This is a genomic window from Pararhodobacter sp. SW119 (assembly GCF_017811755.1).
Classification (GTDB): domain Bacteria; phylum Pseudomonadota; class Alphaproteobacteria; order Rhodobacterales; family Rhodobacteraceae; genus Pararhodobacter.
Window position 1 is genome coordinate 115671 of record NZ_JADDJF010000008.1, and the last position, 19646, is coordinate 135316.

General features: G+C 66.2%; 19 protein-coding genes. 13 read left to right on the forward strand and 6 right to left on the reverse strand.

Features of this window, described 5'->3' with window-relative positions; translation table 11 throughout:
- Positions 1–6: 6 nt before the first annotated feature.
- Entirely contained in the window at positions 7–909 is a 903-nt protein-coding gene (locus IM708_RS07565) for a DUF1223 domain-containing protein (protein ID WP_245243057.1), read from the reverse strand.
- Between the two features lie 249 nt (positions 910–1158).
- Between IM708_RS07565 and acnA the strand changes: the two genes are divergently transcribed.
- Both acnA and IM708_RS07575 read left to right on the forward strand, forming a co-directional pair.
- A complete protein-coding gene (gene acnA / locus IM708_RS07570; RefSeq protein ID WP_209425732.1) occupies positions 1159–3930 on the forward strand; it encodes an aconitate hydratase AcnA in 2772 nt (923 codons plus the stop codon).
- Positions 3931–4133: 203 nt separating this feature from the next.
- Positions 4134–4811, forward strand: a complete 678-nt coding sequence (locus IM708_RS07575; RefSeq protein WP_209425733.1) for an NYN domain-containing protein — start codon at positions 4134–4136, stop codon at positions 4809–4811.
- 38 nt (positions 4812–4849) lie between these two features.
- Here the strand turns inward: IM708_RS07575 and IM708_RS07580 are convergent, their stop codons facing one another.
- Entirely contained in the window at positions 4850–5620 is a 771-nt protein-coding gene (locus tag IM708_RS07580) for a MipA/OmpV family protein (RefSeq protein ID WP_209425734.1), read from the reverse strand.
- Positions 5621–6242: 622 nt separating this feature from the next.
- Here IM708_RS07580 and yajC point away from each other — a divergent pair.
- From yajC to IM708_RS07635, 11 genes are all read left to right on the forward strand, one after another.
- Positions 6243–6566 (forward strand): preprotein translocase subunit YajC, encoded by a 324-nt coding sequence (gene yajC / locus IM708_RS07585; protein WP_209425735.1) that lies wholly within the window; start codon positions 6243–6245, stop codon positions 6564–6566.
- 123 nt (positions 6567–6689) lie between these two features.
- A complete protein-coding gene (gene secD, locus IM708_RS07590; RefSeq protein WP_209425736.1) occupies positions 6690–8354 on the forward strand; it encodes a protein translocase subunit SecD in 1665 nt (554 codons plus the stop codon).
- Positions 8355–8366: 12 nt separating this feature from the next.
- Positions 8367–9335, forward strand: coding sequence for a protein translocase subunit SecF (secF, locus tag IM708_RS07595; RefSeq protein ID WP_209425737.1), 969 nt, complete (start codon positions 8367–8369; stop codon positions 9333–9335).
- 7 nt (positions 9336–9342) lie between these two features.
- A complete protein-coding gene (locus tag IM708_RS07600; RefSeq protein ID WP_209425738.1) occupies positions 9343–9696 on the forward strand; it encodes an Mth938-like domain-containing protein in 354 nt (117 codons plus the stop codon).
- Positions 9697–9994: 298 nt separating this feature from the next.
- Positions 9995–10612, forward strand: coding sequence for a heme ABC exporter ATP-binding protein CcmA (ccmA, locus tag IM708_RS07605; protein ID WP_209425739.1), 618 nt, complete (start codon positions 9995–9997; stop codon positions 10610–10612).
- The gene (gene ccmB, locus IM708_RS07610; protein ID WP_209425740.1) at positions 10609–11265 is read left to right on the forward strand and encodes a heme exporter protein CcmB; all 657 of its coding nucleotides are present in this window, start codon (positions 10609–10611) and stop codon (positions 11263–11265) included. The genes ccmA and ccmB overlap by 4 nt, the downstream gene beginning before the upstream one ends.
- Before the next feature lie 54 nt (positions 11266–11319).
- Complete coding sequence (ccmC, locus tag IM708_RS07615; protein WP_209425741.1) at positions 11320–12060, forward strand: heme ABC transporter permease CcmC; 741 nt, start codon at positions 11320–11322, stop codon at positions 12058–12060.
- Positions 12060–12221 (forward strand): heme exporter protein CcmD, encoded by a 162-nt coding sequence (gene ccmD / locus IM708_RS07620; RefSeq protein ID WP_209425767.1) that lies wholly within the window; start codon positions 12060–12062, stop codon positions 12219–12221. Before ccmC ends, ccmD begins: the two co-directional genes overlap by 1 nt.
- The gene (locus IM708_RS07625; RefSeq protein ID WP_209425742.1) at positions 12214–12753 is read left to right on the forward strand and encodes a DsbE family thiol:disulfide interchange protein; all 540 of its coding nucleotides are present in this window, start codon (positions 12214–12216) and stop codon (positions 12751–12753) included. The genes ccmD and IM708_RS07625 overlap by 8 nt, the downstream gene beginning before the upstream one ends.
- Positions 12754–12757: 4 nt before the next feature.
- Positions 12758–13462, forward strand: a complete 705-nt coding sequence (locus IM708_RS07630) for a DUF1638 domain-containing protein (protein ID WP_209425743.1) — start codon at positions 12758–12760, stop codon at positions 13460–13462.
- A gap of 33 nt (positions 13463–13495) precedes the next feature.
- Positions 13496–14665 (forward strand): AI-2E family transporter, encoded by a 1170-nt coding sequence (locus IM708_RS07635; protein ID WP_209425744.1) that lies wholly within the window; start codon positions 13496–13498, stop codon positions 14663–14665.
- A 35-nt stretch (positions 14666–14700) separates the two neighbouring features.
- On the opposite strand, the gene IM708_RS07640 is transcribed toward IM708_RS07635, so the two are convergent.
- The 4 genes from IM708_RS07640 to IM708_RS07655 are packed head-to-tail and all read right to left on the reverse strand — an operon-like array spanning position 14701 to position 19436.
- Positions 14701–15426 (reverse strand): alanyl-tRNA editing protein, encoded by a 726-nt coding sequence (locus tag IM708_RS07640; protein WP_209425745.1) that lies wholly within the window; start codon positions 15424–15426, stop codon positions 14701–14703.
- Complete coding sequence (locus IM708_RS07645) at positions 15423–17912, reverse strand: DUF3772 domain-containing protein (protein ID WP_209425746.1); 2490 nt, start codon at positions 17910–17912, stop codon at positions 15423–15425. Before IM708_RS07645 ends, IM708_RS07640 begins: the two co-directional genes overlap by 4 nt.
- A gap of 25 nt (positions 17913–17937) precedes the next feature.
- A complete protein-coding gene (locus tag IM708_RS07650) occupies positions 17938–18969 on the reverse strand; it encodes a cysteine synthase A (protein WP_209425747.1) in 1032 nt (343 codons plus the stop codon).
- 41 nt (positions 18970–19010) lie between these two features.
- On the reverse strand, positions 19011–19436 hold the full coding sequence (locus IM708_RS07655) for a hypothetical protein (protein WP_209425748.1): 426 nt from the start codon (positions 19434–19436) through the stop codon (positions 19011–19013).
- Between the last annotated feature and the right edge of the window lie 210 nt (positions 19437–19646).

Sequence of the window (19646 nt, forward strand, 5' to 3'; positions counted from 1 at the left end):
CGGCGCTCAGCGCAGCCGCGCCGCCGCCACGATCTCGCCCTGCCCGCGTTCCTGCGCGACAACGACCAGCGGGTCGGTTCCGTCGATCTGCACCGACATTTCTAGCGGCGCGCGCATGTCCCAGGTGGCGATCGTCTGCCAGCTGGTGACGATGTTGTGGTACTCGCCTCGCCGCCCGGCATTCTCGCCGGCCTCGATCTCGACCATCGCGGTCGGTGCATAGCGGATCAGATGCAGCACCAGCGCCGCCTGCGCGTCCGGCGCCGTCTGCGCGCGCGCGGCAAACGCGGTATCCGCCAGTTCGGCGCCCGGGCGCGCAGCGATCAGCGGCGCGTCCTCCGCCTGTTCGTCGCGATGGGCGCGAATCTCCAGCGCGCCGCTGGGCGCGCGGGTCAGTTCCAGTATGATCTCGGCCTTCTGGCGGCGGTGATGGTCGATGGCGTTCATCACCTGCATGACGCGAAACCCCTCGATCACGTCGTCGCCGTTGACGATCACCTGCGGCGTGTAGATCGTCGAATGACCGTTGCGCCGGGCGTAGCGCTTCTGGCGTTCGGCGTGTTCGGGCAGTGCGAAGGTGTCCGCCCAGCCGATATAATCCCAGTAATCGACATGCAGGGCCAGCGCGATCACGTCCTCGCGCATCGCCAGTTGTGCCATCATCGCATCCGCCGGCGGGCAGGCCGCGCAACCCTGCGCGGTGAAAAGCTCGATCACCACCTGCCGCTCGGCCGACGCCCCGGGCAGCGAGACCTGCGCAACCGCCGGCGCCGCCAGCAGCAAGCCCGCCGCCCAGACCGCAATCCCCGCCATCAGCCCGGACGCGGGACGCGGCAGCCCGGACGCGGGACGCGGCGGGCCGTTGCGGAACGGGTCGCGGTCGACGGAATCGCGCGCGCCGGGAATCATGATTGCTCCTTTGCCTGAACCTTGTCTCGGGCCTCGCCCTTAATGCCAGCCAAGAAAGCACCGATGCAAGCGCGGGCAAGCACCGTGCGCACGGTTACACCCGGATGTGACCGCAGACAGCGTCTCGGCAGGCCTCGACTTTTCTGTGCACAATGGTATACAGAACACGTAACGGCCCTTGATCCCTCATCCCCGAACAGGCTAGAGAGCCGCAGCGAAACCTCTGTTTTCCAGAAGGGAGCCACCCAGATGCCCATCATTGTCGGCCAGGACAGCGCCAAGACGCGCAAGACACTCAGCGCGGGCGGCAAGACCATCGCCTACTACTCAATCCCCGCCGCCGAGGCCGCGGGACTAGGCGATTTCAGCAAACTTCCCGCGGCGCTGAAGGTCGTGCTGGAAAACATGCTCCGCTTCGAGGACGGCAAGACGGTGACGCAGGACGACATCCGCGCCTTCGCCGACTGGGCCGACAAGGGCGGCAAGAACCCGCGCGAGATCGCCTACCGTCCGGCCCGCGTGCTGATGCAGGACTTCACCGGCGTGCCCGCCGTCGTCGACCTGGCGGCAATGCGCGACGGGATCGTGGCGCTCGGTGGCGACGCGCAGAAGATCAACCCGCTGAACCCCGTCGACCTCGTGATCGACCATTCGGTGATGATCGACGAATTCGGCAATCCGCGCGCCTTCCAGATGAACGTCGACCGCGAATACGAGCGGAACATGGAACGCTACACCTTCCTCAAATGGGGGCAGAAGGCGTTCGACAACTTCCGCGTGGTCCCGCCGGGCACCGGCATCTGCCACCAGGTTAACCTGGAATATCTCGCCCAGACCGTCTGGACCGATCAGGACCAGAACGGCGACACCGTGGCCTATCCCGATACCCTGGTCGGCACCGACAGCCACACCACGATGGTCAACGGCCTCGCCGTCCTCGGCTGGGGCGTCGGCGGGATCGAGGCCGAGGCCGCGATGCTCGGCCAGCCGATCTCCATGCTGATCCCCGAGGTTGTCGGCTTCAAGGTCACCGGCGCCATGGTCGAAGGGGTGACCGCCACCGACCTCGTGCTCAAGGTCGTCAAGATGCTGCGCGATCACGGCGTTGTGGGCAAGTTCGTCGAATTCTACGGCGACGGCCTCGATCACATGCCGCTGGCCGACCGCGCGACCATCGCCAACATGGCCCCCGAATACGGCGCCACCTGCGGCTTCTTCCCCATCGACGGCGAAACCCTGCGCTACCTGCGCCAGACCGGCCGGCATGAGGACCGCATCGCCCTGGTCGAGGCCTATGCCAAGGAAAACGGCATGTGGCGCGACGAAAGCTACGCGCCGGTCTACACCTCGACCCTGCACCTGGACCTCGGCGATGTCGTTCCCGCCATCTCGGGCCCCAAGCGTCCGCAGGACCACGTGGCACTCGATGCCGCCGCCGGCGCCTTCGGCGACTATATCCGCGGCCTGCGCAAGGTGCCCTCGGCCCCCGAACTGGAAAAGGCCGACTGGGCGGAGGAGGGCGGCTCGCCCGGTCCGAACCATGTGCCCGGCGATCATGACGGCGTGAAATGGGTGACTGTCGCGGGCGAGGATTACAAGCTGCGCGACGGCTCCATCGTCATCGCCTCGATCACCTCCTGCACCAACACCTCCAACCCCTATGTGCTGGTCGGCGCGGGGCTTCTGGCCCGCAAGGCGCGCGCGCTGGGGTTGAACCGCAAGCCCTGGGTCAAGACCTCGCTCGCGCCCGGCAGCCAGGTGGTGACCGAATACCTCAACGCCGCCGACCTCAGCGAGGATCTGGACGCGCTCGGCTTCAACCTCGTGGGCTACGGCTGCACAACCTGCATCGGCAACTCCGGTCCGCTGCAGCCCGAGATCTCGAAGGCGGTGAACGACAACGACCTCGTCGCCGTCTCGGTCCTTTCGGGCAACCGCAACTTCGAAGGGCGCATCAGCCCCGACGTGCGCGCCAACTACCTCGCCTCGCCGCCGCTGGTCGTGGCCTATGCGCTGGCCGGCGACATGAACATCGATATCACCCGCGACCCGCTGGGAAATGACAAGGACGGCAACCCCGTCTACCTGAAGGACATCTGGCCCTCGACCCAGGAAATCGCCGAGATGGTCGAGAAGGTCGTCCACCGCGAGATGTTCATCGACAAGTACGGTGATGTCTTCAAGGGCGACGAGAAGTGGCAGGGCGTGCAGACCCCGGACACCGAGACCTACGACTGGCCCGCGACCTCGACCTACATCCAGAACCCGCCCTACTTCCAGGGCATGTCAAAGGAAAAGGGCTCGATCGAACCACTGAAGGGCGCGCGCATCCTCGCGCTTCTGGGCGACATGATCACCACCGACCACATCTCGCCGGCAGGCTCCTTCAAGGCCGAAACGCCGGCCGGCAAGTACCTGACGGAACGCCAGGTCGCGTCCAAGGATTTCAACAGCTACGGCTCGCGCCGGGGCAACCATGAAGTCATGATGCGTGGCACCTTCGCCAACATCCGCATCCGGAACGAGATGCTGGACGGCGTCGAGGGCGGCTACACGAAAGGCCCCGACGGCGAGCAGACCTCGATCTACGACGCCGCGATGGCCTGGCAGGATCAGGATGTGCCGCTGGTCGTCGTCGGCGGGGTGGAATACGGCGCCGGCTCCAGCCGCGACTGGGCGGCCAAGGGCACGAGCCTGCTGGGCGTCAAGGCCGTGATCGCCGAAAGCTTCGAGCGTATCCACCGCTCCAACCTCGTCGGCATGGGCGTCATCCCGTTCGAGTTCACCGACGGCGACAGCCGCAAGTCGCTCAAGCTGTCCGGTGAGGAGGAAATCTCGATCGAGGGGCTGGATGACGACGTCAAGCCGCTCTCCGAGGTGCCCTGCAAAATCGCCTATCCCGACGGCAGCGAAAAGACGATCACGCTCAAGTGCCGCATCGATACCGAGATCGAGGTCGACTACGTCAAGCACGGGGGCGTCCTGCACTACGTCCTGCGCAACCTCGCGCAATCGGCCTGAGCCGACCGACAAGCCGGATCAACGGCCGGGGCGTCTGTCCCCGGCCGTTTTCCATTTTGGCAAGAACAACTCTGTCGCATACGCAACGGGTCGACAGGGACAGAGGCTCCCGCTCAGCAAGTCCGGGCCGGTCCGAAACGTGCCGAATTTTCGGCGCATTCCTAAGCCAACGCTGGCCAAGGAAATGGTTTTCGGGGCTTTCCATGGCGCAACAGGTAGCAGTGCTCGTCGATGGCGAGAACATTGGCGCGCGGCACGCCGCGCGGATCCTGTCGATCGCCGCGCGCCACGGCGATCCCTCGGTCGTGCGCGTCTATGCCGACGCGCAGCGCGCCTCCGACTGGCATGGCGCCTGTGGCTATCGGATGGTGCATTCAGGCACCGGCAAGAACGCCGCCGACCTGTTTCTGGCGCTCGATGCGATGGAACTGGCGCTGTCTAGGCATCTGCGCTGTTTCGTGATCGCCAGTTCCGATGGTGATTTCAACCATGTCGCGACCCGCCTGCGCGAACACGGCGCCAAGGTCATCGGGATCGGCGAGGCGAAAGCCCCCAATTGCTTCCGCGCTTCCTGCACAGAGTTCGTCGAACTCGACGCAAAGCCGCAGCATTCGCCTTTCCACGTCGCGTTCCCTCCAGTGACGCAACTGGATCAGACGATCCGCGCAGTCATCGCGGCGCAGAGCCAGAACGGCTCCGGCATCCGCATTGCGGAACTCAGCGCAAGACTGCATGCGCTGCACGGCGTCCGGATCAGCACGTATCCCGAAAAGAACTGGCGCACCTACCTGCTTGCCCGCCCCACGCTCTACGATCTGGACCCCCGTGGGCCCGAAGCGATGGTCAGGTTCCGCCCGGCCGGATTCGGTGTGGCCGCCTGAGCCCCCTGCCCGCCCGCGGTTTCACGGGCCGGGTTGCCTCAGAAACGCAGGCTGAAATGCCGCGTCAGACCGATCCGGGCCGTCAGCTGGTCGCGGCTGCCCTGCCGCACGATGGGCGAGGCGGCGGCATCGCCGCGCAATCGGTCGTAGCGCAGCGACCCGGTGATGCCCCAGTCCGCGTTCAGCGGCTGGTAGGCGCCGATCTCGAACCCGACGGAATAGGTCCCGCCTCCGGGCCGGTAGGCGTTCAGCACGGGGGGCGAGGCCTCCGCGGCGGTGATGCCGAAATAGGTGCGCATGAACCGTCCATCGCCGAACTCCGCGCGTGGCCCCGCGTGCAGGACCAGCCCACTCTCGGCCCGGTAGATCGCGTTGGCGCCGATCGCACCGGTCAGCGCCCGGTGGCCGACGACGCCGTAGCGCACCTCGCCATAGACCTGCCAGAACTCGGTCGTGTGATGCAGTCCCAGCCCCAGTTCCAGCGCGGCCTTCACGTCGTTCAGGCCGGCCAGTTCGTCCTTCCCCTCACGCTTGGGGATGTAGCGGAAGACGCCGCGCAGCCCGGTGCCCGGCGCGAACTGCCGGGGCCCCATCGGATCCCCCACCGCCAGCGCCCCAAAACGCAACGCGGTGAACCCGAAGCTGCCGCTGGGCGAGACACTGTAGCTGTCGGAACCGAAGTAACTGGGCGCCAGGCTCGCGCCCCCGGTCAGGGAAAACGCGAAGACCCGCTCCTGCGCGACTGCGGGCTGCGCCAGCAACGCCGCGGTCGAGACGGTTGCGGCGATGGCGGAACGGCAAAGGCGCATGGGCTTGACCCTTCTGAATGGCGCGGATCCGGTGCAGTAGACGAGATGTATACTTAGGACAAGCGAAGGAAGTTCCCACGCCGATGCTGCCGGGCGAAGGCGCCGCGCGCCGCACCCGCCTCCCGAGGGCGTCCCGCCGCCACCTCGGACCGACCCGCGTCAGCCCGATCCCGTCCGCGACGACCCGCCAGCCGAACCTCGCGTGGCAGGTGCGATCCAGCCCGAAACCCCTCACTGCCGGCAAAACTGCCATACGCTTGCCATACGTTTGCCATACACTTGCCAGCCAGATTCTGGCAGGTAAAAATATAGTTTTTTTCAGTGCCTTGTTCACACGATACCGCGTTTACGCCCCCTACCGGCGCGCGCCCCGTCAGGACACCGTTAACCGCCCGCGGCGGCGCCGGAGGGCCGCGTGCGGCCCGACCCGGGCGGGTGGGGTTCGATGCCCCACCCGGCCGGCCCCGTGCATCCCTTCACGCCGATCTTTCGCGCTTGTGACCCGCCTCCGGCGACGCCGTCCCGGACACCCCCCGCCCTCGCTTGAACTCGCCCCGCCCCGCATATAGGGTGCGCGCCAATTCGGGCCGCCCCCGGACGCATTTTCCACACGAGGCACGCGATGTTCATTTCCCCTGCTTACGCCCAGGCTGCCGGTGACGGCCCCGGCCTGATCACCAGCCTGATCCCCTTCATCCTGATCTTCGCGATCATGTGGTTCCTGCTGATCCGTCCGCAGCAGAAGAAGATGAAGGAACACCGCTCCATGGTCGAAGGCCTGCGCCGCGGCGACCAGATCGTCACCGCCGGCGGCGTCGTCGGAAAGGTCACCAAGGTCAAGGAAGACGGCGAGGTCGAGGTCGAGATCGCCGACGGCGTACGCGTCCGCGTCGTCAAGCAGACGATCAGCGCGGTCGTCTCCAAGACCGAACCCGCCAAGGAATGATCCGGCCCCGGGCGCTCGCCCGGCCGGCCCCTGTTGTCGCCCGGGGCCCCAAACCCCGGGCCACACCATTTGAAGGCCCCGCGGCGAAACGACCCCGTGACGGCCCCCTGAGAAGGCATTGACATGCTGCAAATCCCGCTCTGGAAACGCGCGCTGATCCTGCTGATCTGCCTTTCCGCGCTCGTCTTCTCGACCCCGAACCTGTTCTACGACCGGGTCGAGCGGCACAACGACGCCGTCGCCGCGATCGAGGCCGGCACCCAACCCGACGCTGTCGCCGCGGACCAGGGGCTCTGGCCGGACTGGGCGCCCTCCTACCTGATCAACCTCGGGCTCGACCTGCGTGGCGGCGCGCATCTGCTGGCCGAAGTTCACGTGAGCGACGTCTATGCCGACCGCATCGACGGCCTCTGGCCCGAGGTTCGCGACCTCCTCGTCGCCGAACGCGCCATCGTCGGCAACGTCCGCCGCATGCCCTCCGACGACGCCGGCCTGCTGCGCGTTACGGTCTCCAACCCCGACGGGTTGCAGCACGCGCTGGAGACCGTGCGCACCATCGCCCGTCCGGTCCAGACGCTTCTCGGCGCCGGGGCGCGCGATCTCGACGTGCGCCTCGAAGGGCAGGAAATCGTCGTGACCCTGTCCGAGGCCGAACGCCTCGCCACCGACGACCGGACGATGCGCCAGTCGCTGGAGATCATCCGCCGCCGCGTCGACGAGGCCGGCACGCGCGAGCCCACGATCCAGCGTCAGGGCGAAGACCGCATCCTGATCCAGGTGCCCGGTATCGGCTCAGCGGCGGAGCTCAAAGAACTGATCGGAACCACCGCCCGACTGACCTTTCACCCGGTCATCAACGTCACCTCGGACGCAAACGCCGCCCCAGGCCCGCGCGAGGTGATCTACCCCTCGATGGACGAGCCCGGCACCTACTACATCCTCGAACAGACGCCCGTGGTGACCGGCGAGCAACTGGTCGACGCACAGCCCGATTTCGACCAGAACAACCGCCCCGCGGTCAGCTTTCGGTTCAACCCGGCCGGCGGGCGCGCCTTCGGCCTCTACACTGCCGAGAACATCGGCTCGCCCTTCGCGATCGTTCTGGATGGCGAGGTGATCTCGGCCCCGGTGATCCAGAGTCATATCTCGGGCGGCTCGGGCATCATCACCGGCCGCTTCTCGGTCGACGAATCGACGCGCCTCGCCCTACTCCTGCGCTCGGGCGCGCTACCGGCCGAGATGACCTTCCTCGAGGAACGCACCATCGGGCCCGAACTGGGGCAGGACAGCATCGATGCGGGCCGCGTCGCCGCCATGGTGGCAATGGTCGCGGTCCTCGCGTTCATGGTGTTCAGCTACGGCTTCTTCGGCATCATCGCCAATATCGCGTTGATATTGAACCTGACCATGGTCTTCGCCCTCCTGTCGCTCATCGGTGCCACGCTGACGCTGCCCGGCATCGCCGGGATCGTGCTGACCATCGGCATGGCGGTGGATGCGAACGTGCTTATCTTCGAACGAATACGCGAAGAACTGAAGACCGCCCGCGGCCCCGCCCGCGCCATCGAACTGGGTTACGAGAAGGCGCTCTCGGCCATCCTCGATGCCAATATCACCACCTTCATCACCGCCGCGATCCTGTTCGCGCTGGGATCCGGCCCGGTGCGAGGATTCGCCGTGACGCTGGGGCTGGGCATCGTGACCTCGGTCTTCACCGCGCTCTTCGTGACGCGGCTGATGATCGTCTTCTGGTTCGAGCGCAAACGCCCGAAAACCTTCGCCATCTGAGGAGCGCGAGACATGCGACTGAAACTCGTCCGCGACGAAACGTCGATCGACTTCCTTGGCACCTGGCGACTGAGCTTCGGCGCCTCGATGGTGATGATGGTCTTGTCGGTCGTGGCCTTCTTCGCCTTCGGGCTGAACTTCGGCATCGACTTTCGGGGCGGGACCTCCATCCGGACCGAGGCCACGCAGCCCGTGGATGTTGGCCAGTACCGCAGTGCGATCGCGCAGCTGGGTCTGGGCGACGTCGCGATATCCGAGGTGTTCGACCCCACCTTCGGCCCCGATCAGAATGTCGCCATGATCCGCATCCAGGCGCAGGAAGGACAGGAATCGGTGCCTCCGGCAGTGCTGGAAGAGGTCCAGACCGCGCTGCAGGAGGTCGATCCCTCGCTGCGCTTTTCGTCGGTCGAGTCGGTGGGGCCCAAGGTGTCCGGCGAGCTTGTCCAATCCGCCATCCTGGCGGTCGCAACGGCGCTGGCCGCGATCCTTGTCTATATCTGGCTCAGGTTCGAATGGCAGTTCAGCGTCGGCGCGGTGGCCGCGCTGGTGCATGACGTGGTGCTGACCATCGGGCTTTTCTCGGTCCTGCAGATCCGCTTCGACCTGGCGATCATCGCGGCGATCCTGACCATCGTCGGCTATTCGATCAACGACACCGTTGTGGTCTTTGATCGAATTCGTGAGAATCTGATCAAGTTCAAGAAGCGCCCCTTGATCGACGTCTTCAACATGTCCCTGAACGAGACGCTGTCGCGTACCGTCATGACCTCGCTGACCACGCTCCTGGCGCTGATCGCGCTGTTCGCGTTGGGCGGCGACGTGATCCGTGGCTTCGTCTTTGCCATGATGTGGGGCGTGGTCGTCGGGACCTGGTCGTCGATCTTCGTGGCTGCGGTCGTGGTCAAGCGGTTGGGCGTCAAGCGCGACTGGTCGAAGACCGACACCGACAAGCCCGGAACGCAGTTTTCTACCGAAGGCTGAGGCAGCGATGCGATTGATCGAGATAGACTTCGGCGCGGCGCGTCCCATCGAAGCCTACGGACCCGGCTTCTTCCGGATCGGCGGGGAGGCGCATGAGGCACCGGTCATCATTGCGCCCGGGCACGTCGCGTCCTGGGGCGGCTTTGACGATCCCGCGCCGCTGCTGGCCTTGACCGGGCAGGTCGATGTGCTTTTCATCGGCACCGGGGCCGAGATCGCACCCATCCCCCCAGCCCTGCGCCGCCCCCTGGAAGACGCCGGGCTGGGGGTCGAGGTCATGGCCTCGCCCACCGCGTGCCGCACCTACAACGTGCTTCTGTCCGAGGGACGGCGCGTCGCGGTTGCCTTGATCGGGGTGTAGCGGACCAACAGCGTCTACGGCATGCCTTTGAGGCGCAAAGTCCTGATTGTCGGTGGTCGGTCCAAGCTTGGACCATTTGGCAAGTTATTGATTTCATATAGGTGAATCTGCGTCGTTAACCGCAATGAAACTTTCGGAAAACCCGTGACACGGACCCCCAATCGCGACCTGTCGCGCAGGGGCCGGTTGCACCCATCCTGGCATCTTTCGCCGACGCAATGCCGTCCCCTCGGTCCCAGCCAGGGCTGGCCGCGCGCTTTCGGTTGCGCGCGTGCCGTAATCGGCTAAACCCGCCCGGATGGAACTGGCGGTTTCCGATCTGACCTGTGCCCGGGGCGGCGTGCCCTTGCTGGAGGGGGTGCGCTTCACCCTGCCGGCGGGGGCGGCGCTGGTTCTGCGTGGCCCCAACGGCTGCGGCAAGACCACGCTTCTGCGCACCATCGCCGGGTTGCAACCACAGCTTTCCGGCACGATCGACTGCCCGCCCGATGCGATCACCTATGCCGGCCATGCCGACGGTTTGAAGGCGGTCCTGACGGTGGCCGAGAATCTGGCTTTCTGGGCGGCGATTCATGGGACGCCGGGCATCGACGCGGCGCTGGAAGCGATGAACCTGACCGACCTGGCCGCGCGTCAGGCGCAGCACCTGTCTGCCGGGCAGAAACGCCGGCTGGGCCTGGCGCGTCTGCTGGTCACCGGGCGGCCGATCTGGCTGCTGGACGAACCGACGGTATCGCTGGATACTGCGTCGGTCGCGCTGTTCGGATCGGTGGCGCGGACGCATCTGGCGCGGGGCGGTACGGCGCTGATGGCGAGCCACATCGATCTGGGCCTCAATGAGGCGCGCGTGCTCGACCTGACCTCCTATCGCGCCGCGCCCCGGTTGCCGCAGGGCTTCGACGAGGCTTTCGCGTGATCGCGCTGCTGCTGCGCGATCTTCGGCTTGCCTTTCGGGCGGGTGGCGGCTTCGGGCTTGGCCTGGGTTTCTTTCTGGTTCTTGCCGTCCTTGTGCCGCTGGGTGTCGGGTCCGATCCGCGCACGCTGGCGCTGATCGCGCCCGGCATCCTGTGGATCGGCGCGCTGCTGGCCTGTCTTCTGTCGCTGGACCGGATGTTCGCCCTGGACCACGAGGACGGCTCGCTGGACCTGCTGGCGACCGCGCCCATTCCGCTGGAAGGGGTCGTGGCCGTTAAGGCGTTGGCGCATTGGCTGACGACCGGCCTGCCGCTGGTGCTGATGGCGCCGCTGCTGGGGGTCTTGCTGAACCTGCCCGGTGCGGCCTACGGCTGGCTCATCATGTCGCTCCTTCTCGGCACCCCAGCGCTGAGCGTGATCGGTGCGTTTGGCGCGGCGCTGACGGTGGGGCTGAAGCGCGGCGGGCTGCTTCTGTCGATCCTGGTCCTGCCGCTTTACATACCGACGCTGATCTACGGGGCCGAGGTGGTGATACGCGGCGCCCAGGGGTTGGACACCACAACGCCCTTGTTGCTGCTGGCGGGCATCACCGCCGGGTCCGCGGCGATCCTGCCCTTCGCCGCCGCGCTTGCGCTGCGGGTCAATCTGCGCTGAGGTGTCACAGCCTCGTGGCTTGAGCGTGCCGGGGCGAGAGACTAGGAAGATCGCATGTCGAACGGCTCGCTTTGGGAATATGCCAATCCGGTGAAGTTCATGCGGCTGTCGGGGCAGGTTCTGCCCTGGGTCGCGGGGCTGGCTGCGGCATGTGTCGTGGGCGGGCTTTTCTGGGGCTTTTTCCTGACGCCCGACGACTTTCGCCAGGGATCGACGGTCAAGATCATCTTCCTGCATGTTCCCGCCGCGCTGGTGGCGATCAACGCCTGGGTGATGATGCTCGTGGCATCTCTGGTTTGGCTGATCCGGCGGCACCATGTCGCGGCGCTGGCGGCGAAGGCGGCGGCCCCGGTGGGCGCGGTGATGACCGTGATCGGGCTTTTCACCGGCGCGGTCTGGGGCCAGCCGATGTGGGGCACCTGGTGGGTCTGGGACCCGCGGTTGACGGCGTTTCTGATCCTGTTCCTGTTCTACCTCGGCTACATCGCGCTCTGGTCGGCGATCGAGGACGCGGAAACGGCGGCCGACCTGACCGCGGTGCTGTGCCTGGTCGGCACGGTCTTTGCGGTGCTGTCGCGCTACGCGGCGTTCTTCTGGAGCCAGGGGTTGCACCAGGGCGCCTCGCTCAGCCTGCAGCCGGGCACGCGCATGGACTGGGCCTACAAGGCGCCGCTTTACGTCTGCATGGCGGGGTTCACGCTTCTGTTCCTTGCGCTGCTGCTGGCCGGCACGCGCACCGAGATTCGCGCCCGCCGGTCGCGCGCGCTGATGATCCGCGAAAGGATGGCCGCGTGATGCCGGATCTCGGCGCCTACACGGTCGAGGTGAGCCTCGCCTACCTCGGCTCGCTCGGACTTCTTGGCGGGCTGACACTTTGGGTCTGGTTGCGCGGTCGGCGTGTCCGGGCCGATCTTGACCTGATCGAAAACCGTTCGGAGCGAAACCGACATGGCTAGACTGAAACCGCTGATGATCCTGCCGCCCGCGCTGCTGGCCGGGTTCGTGGCCTTTGTCGCGGTGGGCAACCTGCGCGAAGACCGCGACGCCCTGCCCTCGGCCCGCGCGGGACAGGCGGCGCCGGTGATCGCCCTGGAAGAGATGCCGGGCCGCACCCTGCTGACCGACGAGCGTATCCGCGCGGGCGAGGTGACGCTGGTCAATTTCTGGGCGTCGTGGTGCCCGCCCTGCCGCGCCGAACACCCGGTGCTGGAGGATCTGGCGGCCGAGGGGGTAACGGTGCTGGGCGTGAACTATCGCGACCAACCAGAGCGTGCCGATGCCTTCCTGCAGGAACTGGGCGATCCCTATGCTGCCGTAGGGGCCGACCCGCGCGCGAGGATGGGGCTGGACTGGGGGGTGGTGGGCTTGCCCGAAACCTTCGTGCTGGATGGGCAGGGCAATATCGTGCTGCGCTACGCCGGCCCGATCACCGACGAGATCGTGGCATCGCGCATCCGCCCGGCGATGGCGCAGGCGGCGGGGAACTAGCCCCATGACCCAGCCCCCCAATGACGCCGTGCTGACCGAAACGGGCCTTGCGGCGAGGGGCGAGGGGCGGGTGTTGCTTCTGGCCTGCGGCGCGCTGGCGCATGAGATCCTGGCGCTGAAGGCCGCGAATGGCTGGGACCACCTGGACCTGCATTGCCTGCCCGCGAACCTGCACCTCTGGCCAGATCGCATCCCCGACGCGGTCGCGGCGGCGGTGGCGCGCTTTCGCGACCGATATGCCGATATTTTCGTGGTCTACGCCGATTGCGGCACCGGCGGCGCCCTGCAGGCCCGCTGCGCGAAGCTGGGGGTCGAAATGGTCGCCGGCCCGCATTGCTACGCCTTCTTCGAAGGGCTGACGGAATTCGCCGCGCATGAAGAGACCGAGATCACGGCCTTCTACCTGACCGATTTCCTGGTCCGGCAGTTCGATGCCTTCGTGTGGAAACCCATGGGGTTCGAGCGCCATCCGGAACTGATCCCGATGATGTTCGGCAATTACGAGAAACTGATCTACCTGGCGCAGACCGACGATCCGGCGCTGAATAAGCGTGCGCAGGCGGCGGCGGATCGGCTGGGCCTGAAGTACGAGCGACGGTCCACCGGCTATGGCGACCTGACCGGCGCCCTGGCGCATGCCGCGCGGGGACCCGGCCTGCGTGCGCAAAGCGATGCATTGCCGGTTGTCTCACCGTCTCGCAACACCTAACTTGTCATATCTTCCGAGCGGTTCGGGTACGAGATGAACGCGCGCAACGCAGACACCGACGACAAGGGAAACATCGCTCTGTCCCGCCTCAATCTGCGCGGGCGCGACCGGCTGCAGACGTGGTTTCTGGGCATCATCGCCTTTTCGGTCATCCTGTTCCTGCTGGTTCAGGCGCGGTTCATCCTGATCTCTCTGGTAATCGCGATCATACTGTTTTCGCTGACCACGGACGCCATCAACTCGATCTCGAAACTCAGGATCGGGTCCTGGCGGATCACGCGGGTCGTGGCGTCGCTGGCCGCGATGGCGCTGATATCGGGCGTGCTGCTGACGTTGCTGGCGATTGTCCTGTCGCAGATCAACACGGTCGTCACGACAACGATTTCCTATACCGATCAGGCGATTCTGGCGATTGCAAAGCTTTTTGCCTGGATGGGCCCGGATACCGAGGAAGCGGTCGCCGCGTCGATCCGGTCGATCCCGCTTTCGGGCTATATCCGGACTGCGGCCGGTCAGGCGGGGAACCTTCTGTCCGCGACGACTCTCGTCATCCTCTTCGTCGGCTTCCTCTTCGCCGAACGGATCTGGTTCGACACCAAGCTCGCCAACCTCATGCAGGACAAGGCGCGGGCCGAGCGTATCGGGCGGATCATCCATTCGATCATCCGCCGCGTGAACCGCTACCTGCTGGTCAAGACCGGGGTCAGCGCGGTGACCGGTTTCGCGGTCTACCTGGTGATGGCTTTCTTCGGGCTCGAGTTTGCCGCTGCCATGGGCATCCTGACCTTCCTGCTGAACTACCTGCCCTCGGTCGGCTCGATCATCGCGACCTTCCTGGTGTCGCTGGTCGCCTACATGCAGATCACCGAGCCGGCCTTCGCGATCCTGATCTTCGTGATCGTGGGGATGATCCAGTTCATGCTTGGCTCGGTCATCGATCCGATGTTGATGGGGCGGACGCTCAGGCTGTCGTCCTTCGGGATCATCATCTCGCTGGCGTTCTGGGGCGCGGTGTGGGGTGTGCCGGGAATGTTCCTTGCCGTGCCCATCATGGTCGCGACGATGATCGTCTGTTCGCATATTCCATCGGCGCGCCCCGTTGCCATCCTCCTGTCGCGCGAGGGCCTGCCCGAGATCGAACACGACGAACATCTGGACGATCTGGCGCCAGCGGGGCGCCCCAAGGTCGCCGCGGCGGAGTGAGTGGCGCGGCGGACAGAATTTCTATCGCGAGAGCGTCAGTCCTCTGCCCCGTCCAGATGCAGCGTGACGCGACGGTTCTGGCGGCCTTTCTTCTCGATCTTGCCCAGTGTGACCCGACCTATCTCGGCGGTCCGCGCGACATGGGTGCCGCCACACGGCTGAAGGTCCACCTGCCCCTCGCCGTGGCCGATGCGGATCAGGCGCACACGGCCCTGACCCATCGGCGGCTTGACCGACATCGTCTTGACCAGTCCCGGATTGGCGTCGAGTTCCGCGTCCGAGATCCAGTCCTCGGTCACCAGCAGGTCGCGCGCGATCAGCTCGTTCAGCGCGTCTTCGACCGCTGACTTGTCCTCGGGCGCCTCCGGCATGTCGAAGTCGAGCCGGCCCTTGCCCGCGCCAATCGACCCGCCGGTGACCGGCAATGGCAGCACAACCGACAGCAGATGCAGCGCCGTATGCACCCGCATGTGCAGATGACGGCGATCCCAGTCCAGAACCATCGTCACCTCGTCCCCCACGCGGGGCAACGCAATGCCGGCCTCGGGCACCAGCGCGACACCGTCATTCGCCTTGACCGTGTCGGTGATCGCGATCCGGCCACCAGACCAGTCCAGATGCCCGCTGTCGCCCGGCTGTCCGCCCCCCGTGGGGTAGAAGTTCGACCGGTCGACCACCAGCGCGCCAGCCTCGGTGATTTCGGTAACGCGGGCGGCGGTTTCGCGCTGATAGGGCGCGGTTCGGTAAAGCGGCTCGGTCATCTTCCACTGTCCTCGGCTTCGGGGGGGCTGTCGGTACCGTCGAATTCCAGTTCGGGATCGGGCGGCGGCTGTGGCTCGGGGTCAGTTTCGGCAGGCGGTGGCGCTGCGGGTTCGGAAGCGGGCCGGCCGGTGAGCACCTCGGGGTTGCGCAACCAGATATCGCGCTGCGCGAAGGGAATCTCGATACCCTCTTCGACAAAGCGGCGGGCGATCTCGTGGTTCACCTCGGATTTCACGCGCAGCGAAAAGTTCACGTCACGCAGAATCGCGCGAATCTCGAATTCGAGGGAATCGGCGCCGAAGCGCTGAAAAAGCACAGTGGGCGGCGGGCTCAGCGAGACGATGGGCTGTGCCTCGATGATCTCGCGCAGGATCTTCTCGACGCGGCGGGTATCGGTGCCGTAGGCCACGCCCACCGGGATGATGACACGGCCGGTCGTGTTGGACTTGGTATAGTTGGTGACGGTGCCCGAGATCAGGTCCGAGTTCGGCACGATCACCTCGGTCCGGTCGAAAGTCTCGATCACCGTCGAACGGACCGAGATGCGGCTGACCGTCCCCATCGTGGTGCCGACCTCGACCCAGTCGCCTTCGGACACCGGCCGTTCCACCAGCAGGATCACACCCGAAACGAAGTTAGACACGATGTTCTGCAAACCGAAGCCGATGCCCACCGACAGCGCCCCGGCGACGATGGCCAGCCCCGACAGGTCGATTCCGGCGGTCGAAAAGGCGATCAGCGCGGCGGCGAAGATCCCGATGTATCCGACACCCGAGACCACTGCCTTCTGGGCGCCGCGTTCCATCGTCGTCTTGGGCAGGACAGATTGCGAGAGCATCATCTGCACCGCGCGGGTGATGACGTAACCGATCGCGAAAGCCAGCAGGAACGAAAGGATGTTCGCCGGCGAGATGCGTGTCTCGCCCAGGGCAAAACCGGCCTGGAAACGCGCCCAGACCTCAAGGATCTCGGTCGCGCGCAGACCCCAGATCATGGCAAGCGCGGGCATGCTGGCCAGGGCCAGCAGCAATCCCGCCAGCGCCGGAACCAGGGCGCGCGATGCCGCCGCGGCGTCGCCGACTATGGCGGCATAAATCGCGACGATCAGCCCATGCACGACTATCACGAAAGCGATCAAGGCAAGCGATCCCAGGGTCGAGAAGACCAGCTGCACCGCGGCCGGAATATAGCCGACCGCACCGATCGCCGTCGCCGCGACGGCGACGATCACCAGCAGCTTGCCGGCGATCGGCACCAGCCTGTCGAAAAGGCTGTCGCTTTCGGGTGGATCAGTTTCGGTGCGCGCCAGATGCCGTTTGTGCCGCATCAACAGCCGGCCCATCCGGTAAAGGATGACCGAGGCCAGGACGACGATGGGGAAGATCACCACCGCCCGCGCCGCTTCGGACTGAGCATCCGGCTGAATGAACGGCTCGTAGAGCAGGTAGAGTGCGTAGACCAGGCCGAACACCGGCGCGAGCACGCGTCCCTGCCTGCGTTCACTGTCGTCCAGCCTCAACGGCACATCGACATTCTGTGAAATCGGAAAGACCTGCAGCGAGAGCCAGCGCGCCGCGTAGATCGCCATTCCCGCGGGCACCAGCACGGCCGCCAGCGCCTCGATCGTCGGGCCCGTCAATTGGCTGAGCAGGATGGCCTGCGAAAGTAGCCAGAGCCCGGCAAGCGGCATGGCCAGCTGTGCCAGCGACACGAAGTAAGCCGCCGCCTCGCGCCCGCGCAGGATCGCGGCGCTGTCAAGCAGGCGCAGCGTCAGTCGGACCGCAAGCGCACGCCCACGGGTCAGAAGCAGCACGGACAGCGCCAGGGTGCCGAGGAACAGCGGCAGGTCGGATCGGAACGACTGGTACCAGTTGGGGTGAAGCCAGGCGTTGTGCGCCTCGCCCATCAGCGTCAGGCCCGAACTGATGACGGCGTTTGCCCCGGCTGACCAGTTGGCCGGGTTCAGCGGGCTAGGCCAGAGGCTGAGCAGCGCATCAGCCTGTCGTTCGCGCATCACGCGGTCGATCGCGCGGACGATGACATCCGCCCGCCGCTGCGCCTCGCTTGCGGCCAGAAGGGGTGCCTGCCGGGTCGCCAACCGCTCGTTCAGTTCGGCGCGGCGTGCGACGATCTCGTCGGCCTCGACCTCTCCTTCGGCGGGGGGCGGGCCAAGCCCCTCAATCTGTTCGCGCAGCGCGTCGATGCGGTCCCTGTGGGCGTTCTGCGTCGCAATGAACTCGGATCTGAAGGCAACGACTTCCGACCGCAGATTGCTCAGCACCGTATCGGGCGTCGACGGGTTGGCGAGCAGGTTTTCGGCCAGACCGGCTGTCGCTTCCCAGCGGGCGTAGTCCGGCCCCTCCACTTCGGTCGGGCCGTTGGTCGACTGCGCCAAAGCCGGCAGCGAAAGACAGAGTACCAGCAGCAGCGCCGCAAGACGCGCGAGGCAGGCAGACAGGGACGAAGCGGCGGCTGAGGGGTTCATCGGGTGGACAACGCCGGTTGCTGACTCACTCCTCGACGCGCGGGTCAGGCAGATTGCGGGCGGGCCGCTCCAGCCAACCGGGCAAGGGCAAGCCCTTCTCACGCAGGAACGCCGGGTTGAACAGCTTGGACTGATACCGGGTGCCGTAATCGCACAGGATCGTGACGATGGTGTGCCCCGGCCCCATGTCCCGCGCCATGCGGATCGCGCCGGCGATGTTGATGCCGGTCGAACTTCCCATGCAAAGCCCCTCGTGCTCGAGCAGGTCGAAAACGATGGGCAGGGCCTCGGCATCGGGGATCTGATAGGCGAAATCGGGCTTCAGCGCTTCCAGATTGGCGGTGATGCGGCCCTGTCCGATCCCTTCGGTGATCGAGGTGCCCTCGGATTTCAGTTCACCATGCGCGTAGTAGTTGTAGAGCGCCGCCCCCTCGGGGTCGGCCAGTCCGATCTTGACGCCCTTCGGTTGCAGCGCCATCGCCACGCCCGCCAGCGTGCCGCCGGACCCGACGGCGCAGATGAAGCCATCGACCTTGCCCTGCGTCTGTTCCCAGATCTCGGGGCCGGTAGTGTCCACATGCGCCTGGCGGTTGGCGACGTTGTCGAACTGGTTGGCCCAGATCGCACCGCTGGGCTCGGTCTTCGACAGTTCCTCGGCCAGACGGCCGGAATAGCGAACGTAGTTGTTGGGATTGCGGTAGGGCGCGGCCGGCACCTCGACCAGTTCGGCGCCGGCCAGCCGAAGCATGTCCTTCTTTTCCTGGCTCTGCGTCTCGGGGATGACGATTACGGTGCGAAAGCCCATCGACGCGCCGACCAGCGCCAGTCCGATGCCGGTGTTGCCCGCCGTGCCCTCGACAATCGTGCCGCCGGGATGCAGCTCGCCCTTCGCCACCGCGTCCCGGATGATCCAGAGCGCGGCGCGGTCCTTCACCGATTGCCCGGGGTTCAGGAACTCGGCCTTGCCCAGAATCTCGCACCCCGTCGCTTCGCTGGCGGCACGCAGTCGGATCAGGGGGGTGTTGCCTACGGCATCGGCCAGGTCGCGGCGGATCATGGGCGGGGTTCCTTTGGTTCCGGTCACATGCGCTCGTAACGTCAGTGAAGCACAAGCGCGCGTTTCATCGCCCGCGTATAGATCCAACCGATCAGCGGCACCAGAAGCAGCGCCGCGTAGACCGAATAGCGCGCGTAGCCGAGCACGAGTTCCGGCGGCGCGGATAGCTCGACCCCGATCAACGCGACCAGCACACCGATGAACGCCGCGAAGAAGAGCAGCACCGCAGCATCGTCGCGGAGCATCGCGAAGATCGCGCCGGCCAGGCCCGTCCACACGGCCAGCGCCCAGGCGATCTGCGTCCAGGTCGGACCGGCCATCAGAACCGGGTCGATGCTGGGCAGGTCGATCCCCAGCGCGAAGCGCGCGATGGTGTAGTCGGCGGCCAGAAGCGCGTGCCAGACGAGCAGCAGAACGGCGAGTAGCCACAGATGGCCCGGAGCGTCGGCGGATGCGGATTTGGTCATGGCGGCCCCTGATGTGGCGAGAAGGACTGTGGCCGCCAAAGTGACGCGGGCGGCGCCGACTGTCCAGCCCCGGCAGTCCCGGGGGGCGCGTCAGGAGATCGCGCGGGACCGGGGCAAACGGAGGGCGGGCGGCGTGCCGGGCGTGGAAATCGAGGCGGATCGGGCAGATGCGCACGCGTGCGCAATCGATCAAGGCTTTGAAATGTCTAT

Excerpts from the sequence above, each read along its gene's own strand:
- IM708_RS07645 (WP_209425746.1), bottom strand. The coding sequence starts at position 17,912 with ATGAACCCCTCAGCCGCCGCTTCGTCCCTGTCTGCCTGCCTCGCGCGT.
- ccmC (WP_209425741.1), top strand. The coding sequence starts at position 11,320 with ATGTCGAACGGCTCGCTTTGGGAATATGCCAATCCGGTGAAGTTCATG.
- IM708_RS07625 (WP_209425742.1), top strand. The coding sequence starts at position 12,214 with ATGGCTAGACTGAAACCGCTGATGATCCTGCCGCCCGCGCTGCTGGCC.
- IM708_RS07600 (WP_209425738.1), top strand. The coding sequence starts at position 9,343 with ATGCGATTGATCGAGATAGACTTCGGCGCGGCGCGTCCCATCGAAGCC.
- acnA (WP_209425732.1), top strand. The coding sequence starts at position 1,159 with ATGCCCATCATTGTCGGCCAGGACAGCGCCAAGACGCGCAAGACACTC.
- ccmD (WP_209425767.1), top strand. The coding sequence starts at position 12,060 with ATGCCGGATCTCGGCGCCTACACGGTCGAGGTGAGCCTCGCCTACCTC.
- IM708_RS07580 (WP_209425734.1), bottom strand. The coding sequence starts at position 5,620 with ATGCGCCTTTGCCGTTCCGCCATCGCCGCAACCGTCTCGACCGCGGCG.
- secD (WP_209425736.1), top strand. The coding sequence starts at position 6,690 with ATGCTGCAAATCCCGCTCTGGAAACGCGCGCTGATCCTGCTGATCTGC.
- yajC (WP_209425735.1), top strand. The coding sequence starts at position 6,243 with ATGTTCATTTCCCCTGCTTACGCCCAGGCTGCCGGTGACGGCCCCGGC.
- IM708_RS07565 (WP_245243057.1), bottom strand. The coding sequence starts at position 909 with ATGATTCCCGGCGCGCGCGATTCCGTCGACCGCGACCCGTTCCGCAAC.
- IM708_RS07630 (WP_209425743.1), top strand. The coding sequence starts at position 12,758 with ATGACCCAGCCCCCCAATGACGCCGTGCTGACCGAAACGGGCCTTGCG.
- IM708_RS07575 (WP_209425733.1), top strand. The coding sequence starts at position 4,134 with ATGGCGCAACAGGTAGCAGTGCTCGTCGATGGCGAGAACATTGGCGCG.
- ccmA (WP_209425739.1), top strand. The coding sequence starts at position 9,995 with ATGGAACTGGCGGTTTCCGATCTGACCTGTGCCCGGGGCGGCGTGCCC.
- IM708_RS07650 (WP_209425747.1), bottom strand. The coding sequence starts at position 18,969 with ATGATCCGCCGCGACCTGGCCGATGCCGTAGGCAACACCCCCCTGATC.
- secF (WP_209425737.1), top strand. The coding sequence starts at position 8,367 with ATGCGACTGAAACTCGTCCGCGACGAAACGTCGATCGACTTCCTTGGC.
- IM708_RS07635 (WP_209425744.1), top strand. The coding sequence starts at position 13,496 with ATGAACGCGCGCAACGCAGACACCGACGACAAGGGAAACATCGCTCTG.
- IM708_RS07655 (WP_209425748.1), bottom strand. The coding sequence starts at position 19,436 with ATGACCAAATCCGCATCCGCCGACGCTCCGGGCCATCTGTGGCTACTC.
- IM708_RS07640 (WP_209425745.1), bottom strand. The coding sequence starts at position 15,426 with ATGACCGAGCCGCTTTACCGAACCGCGCCCTATCAGCGCGAAACCGCC.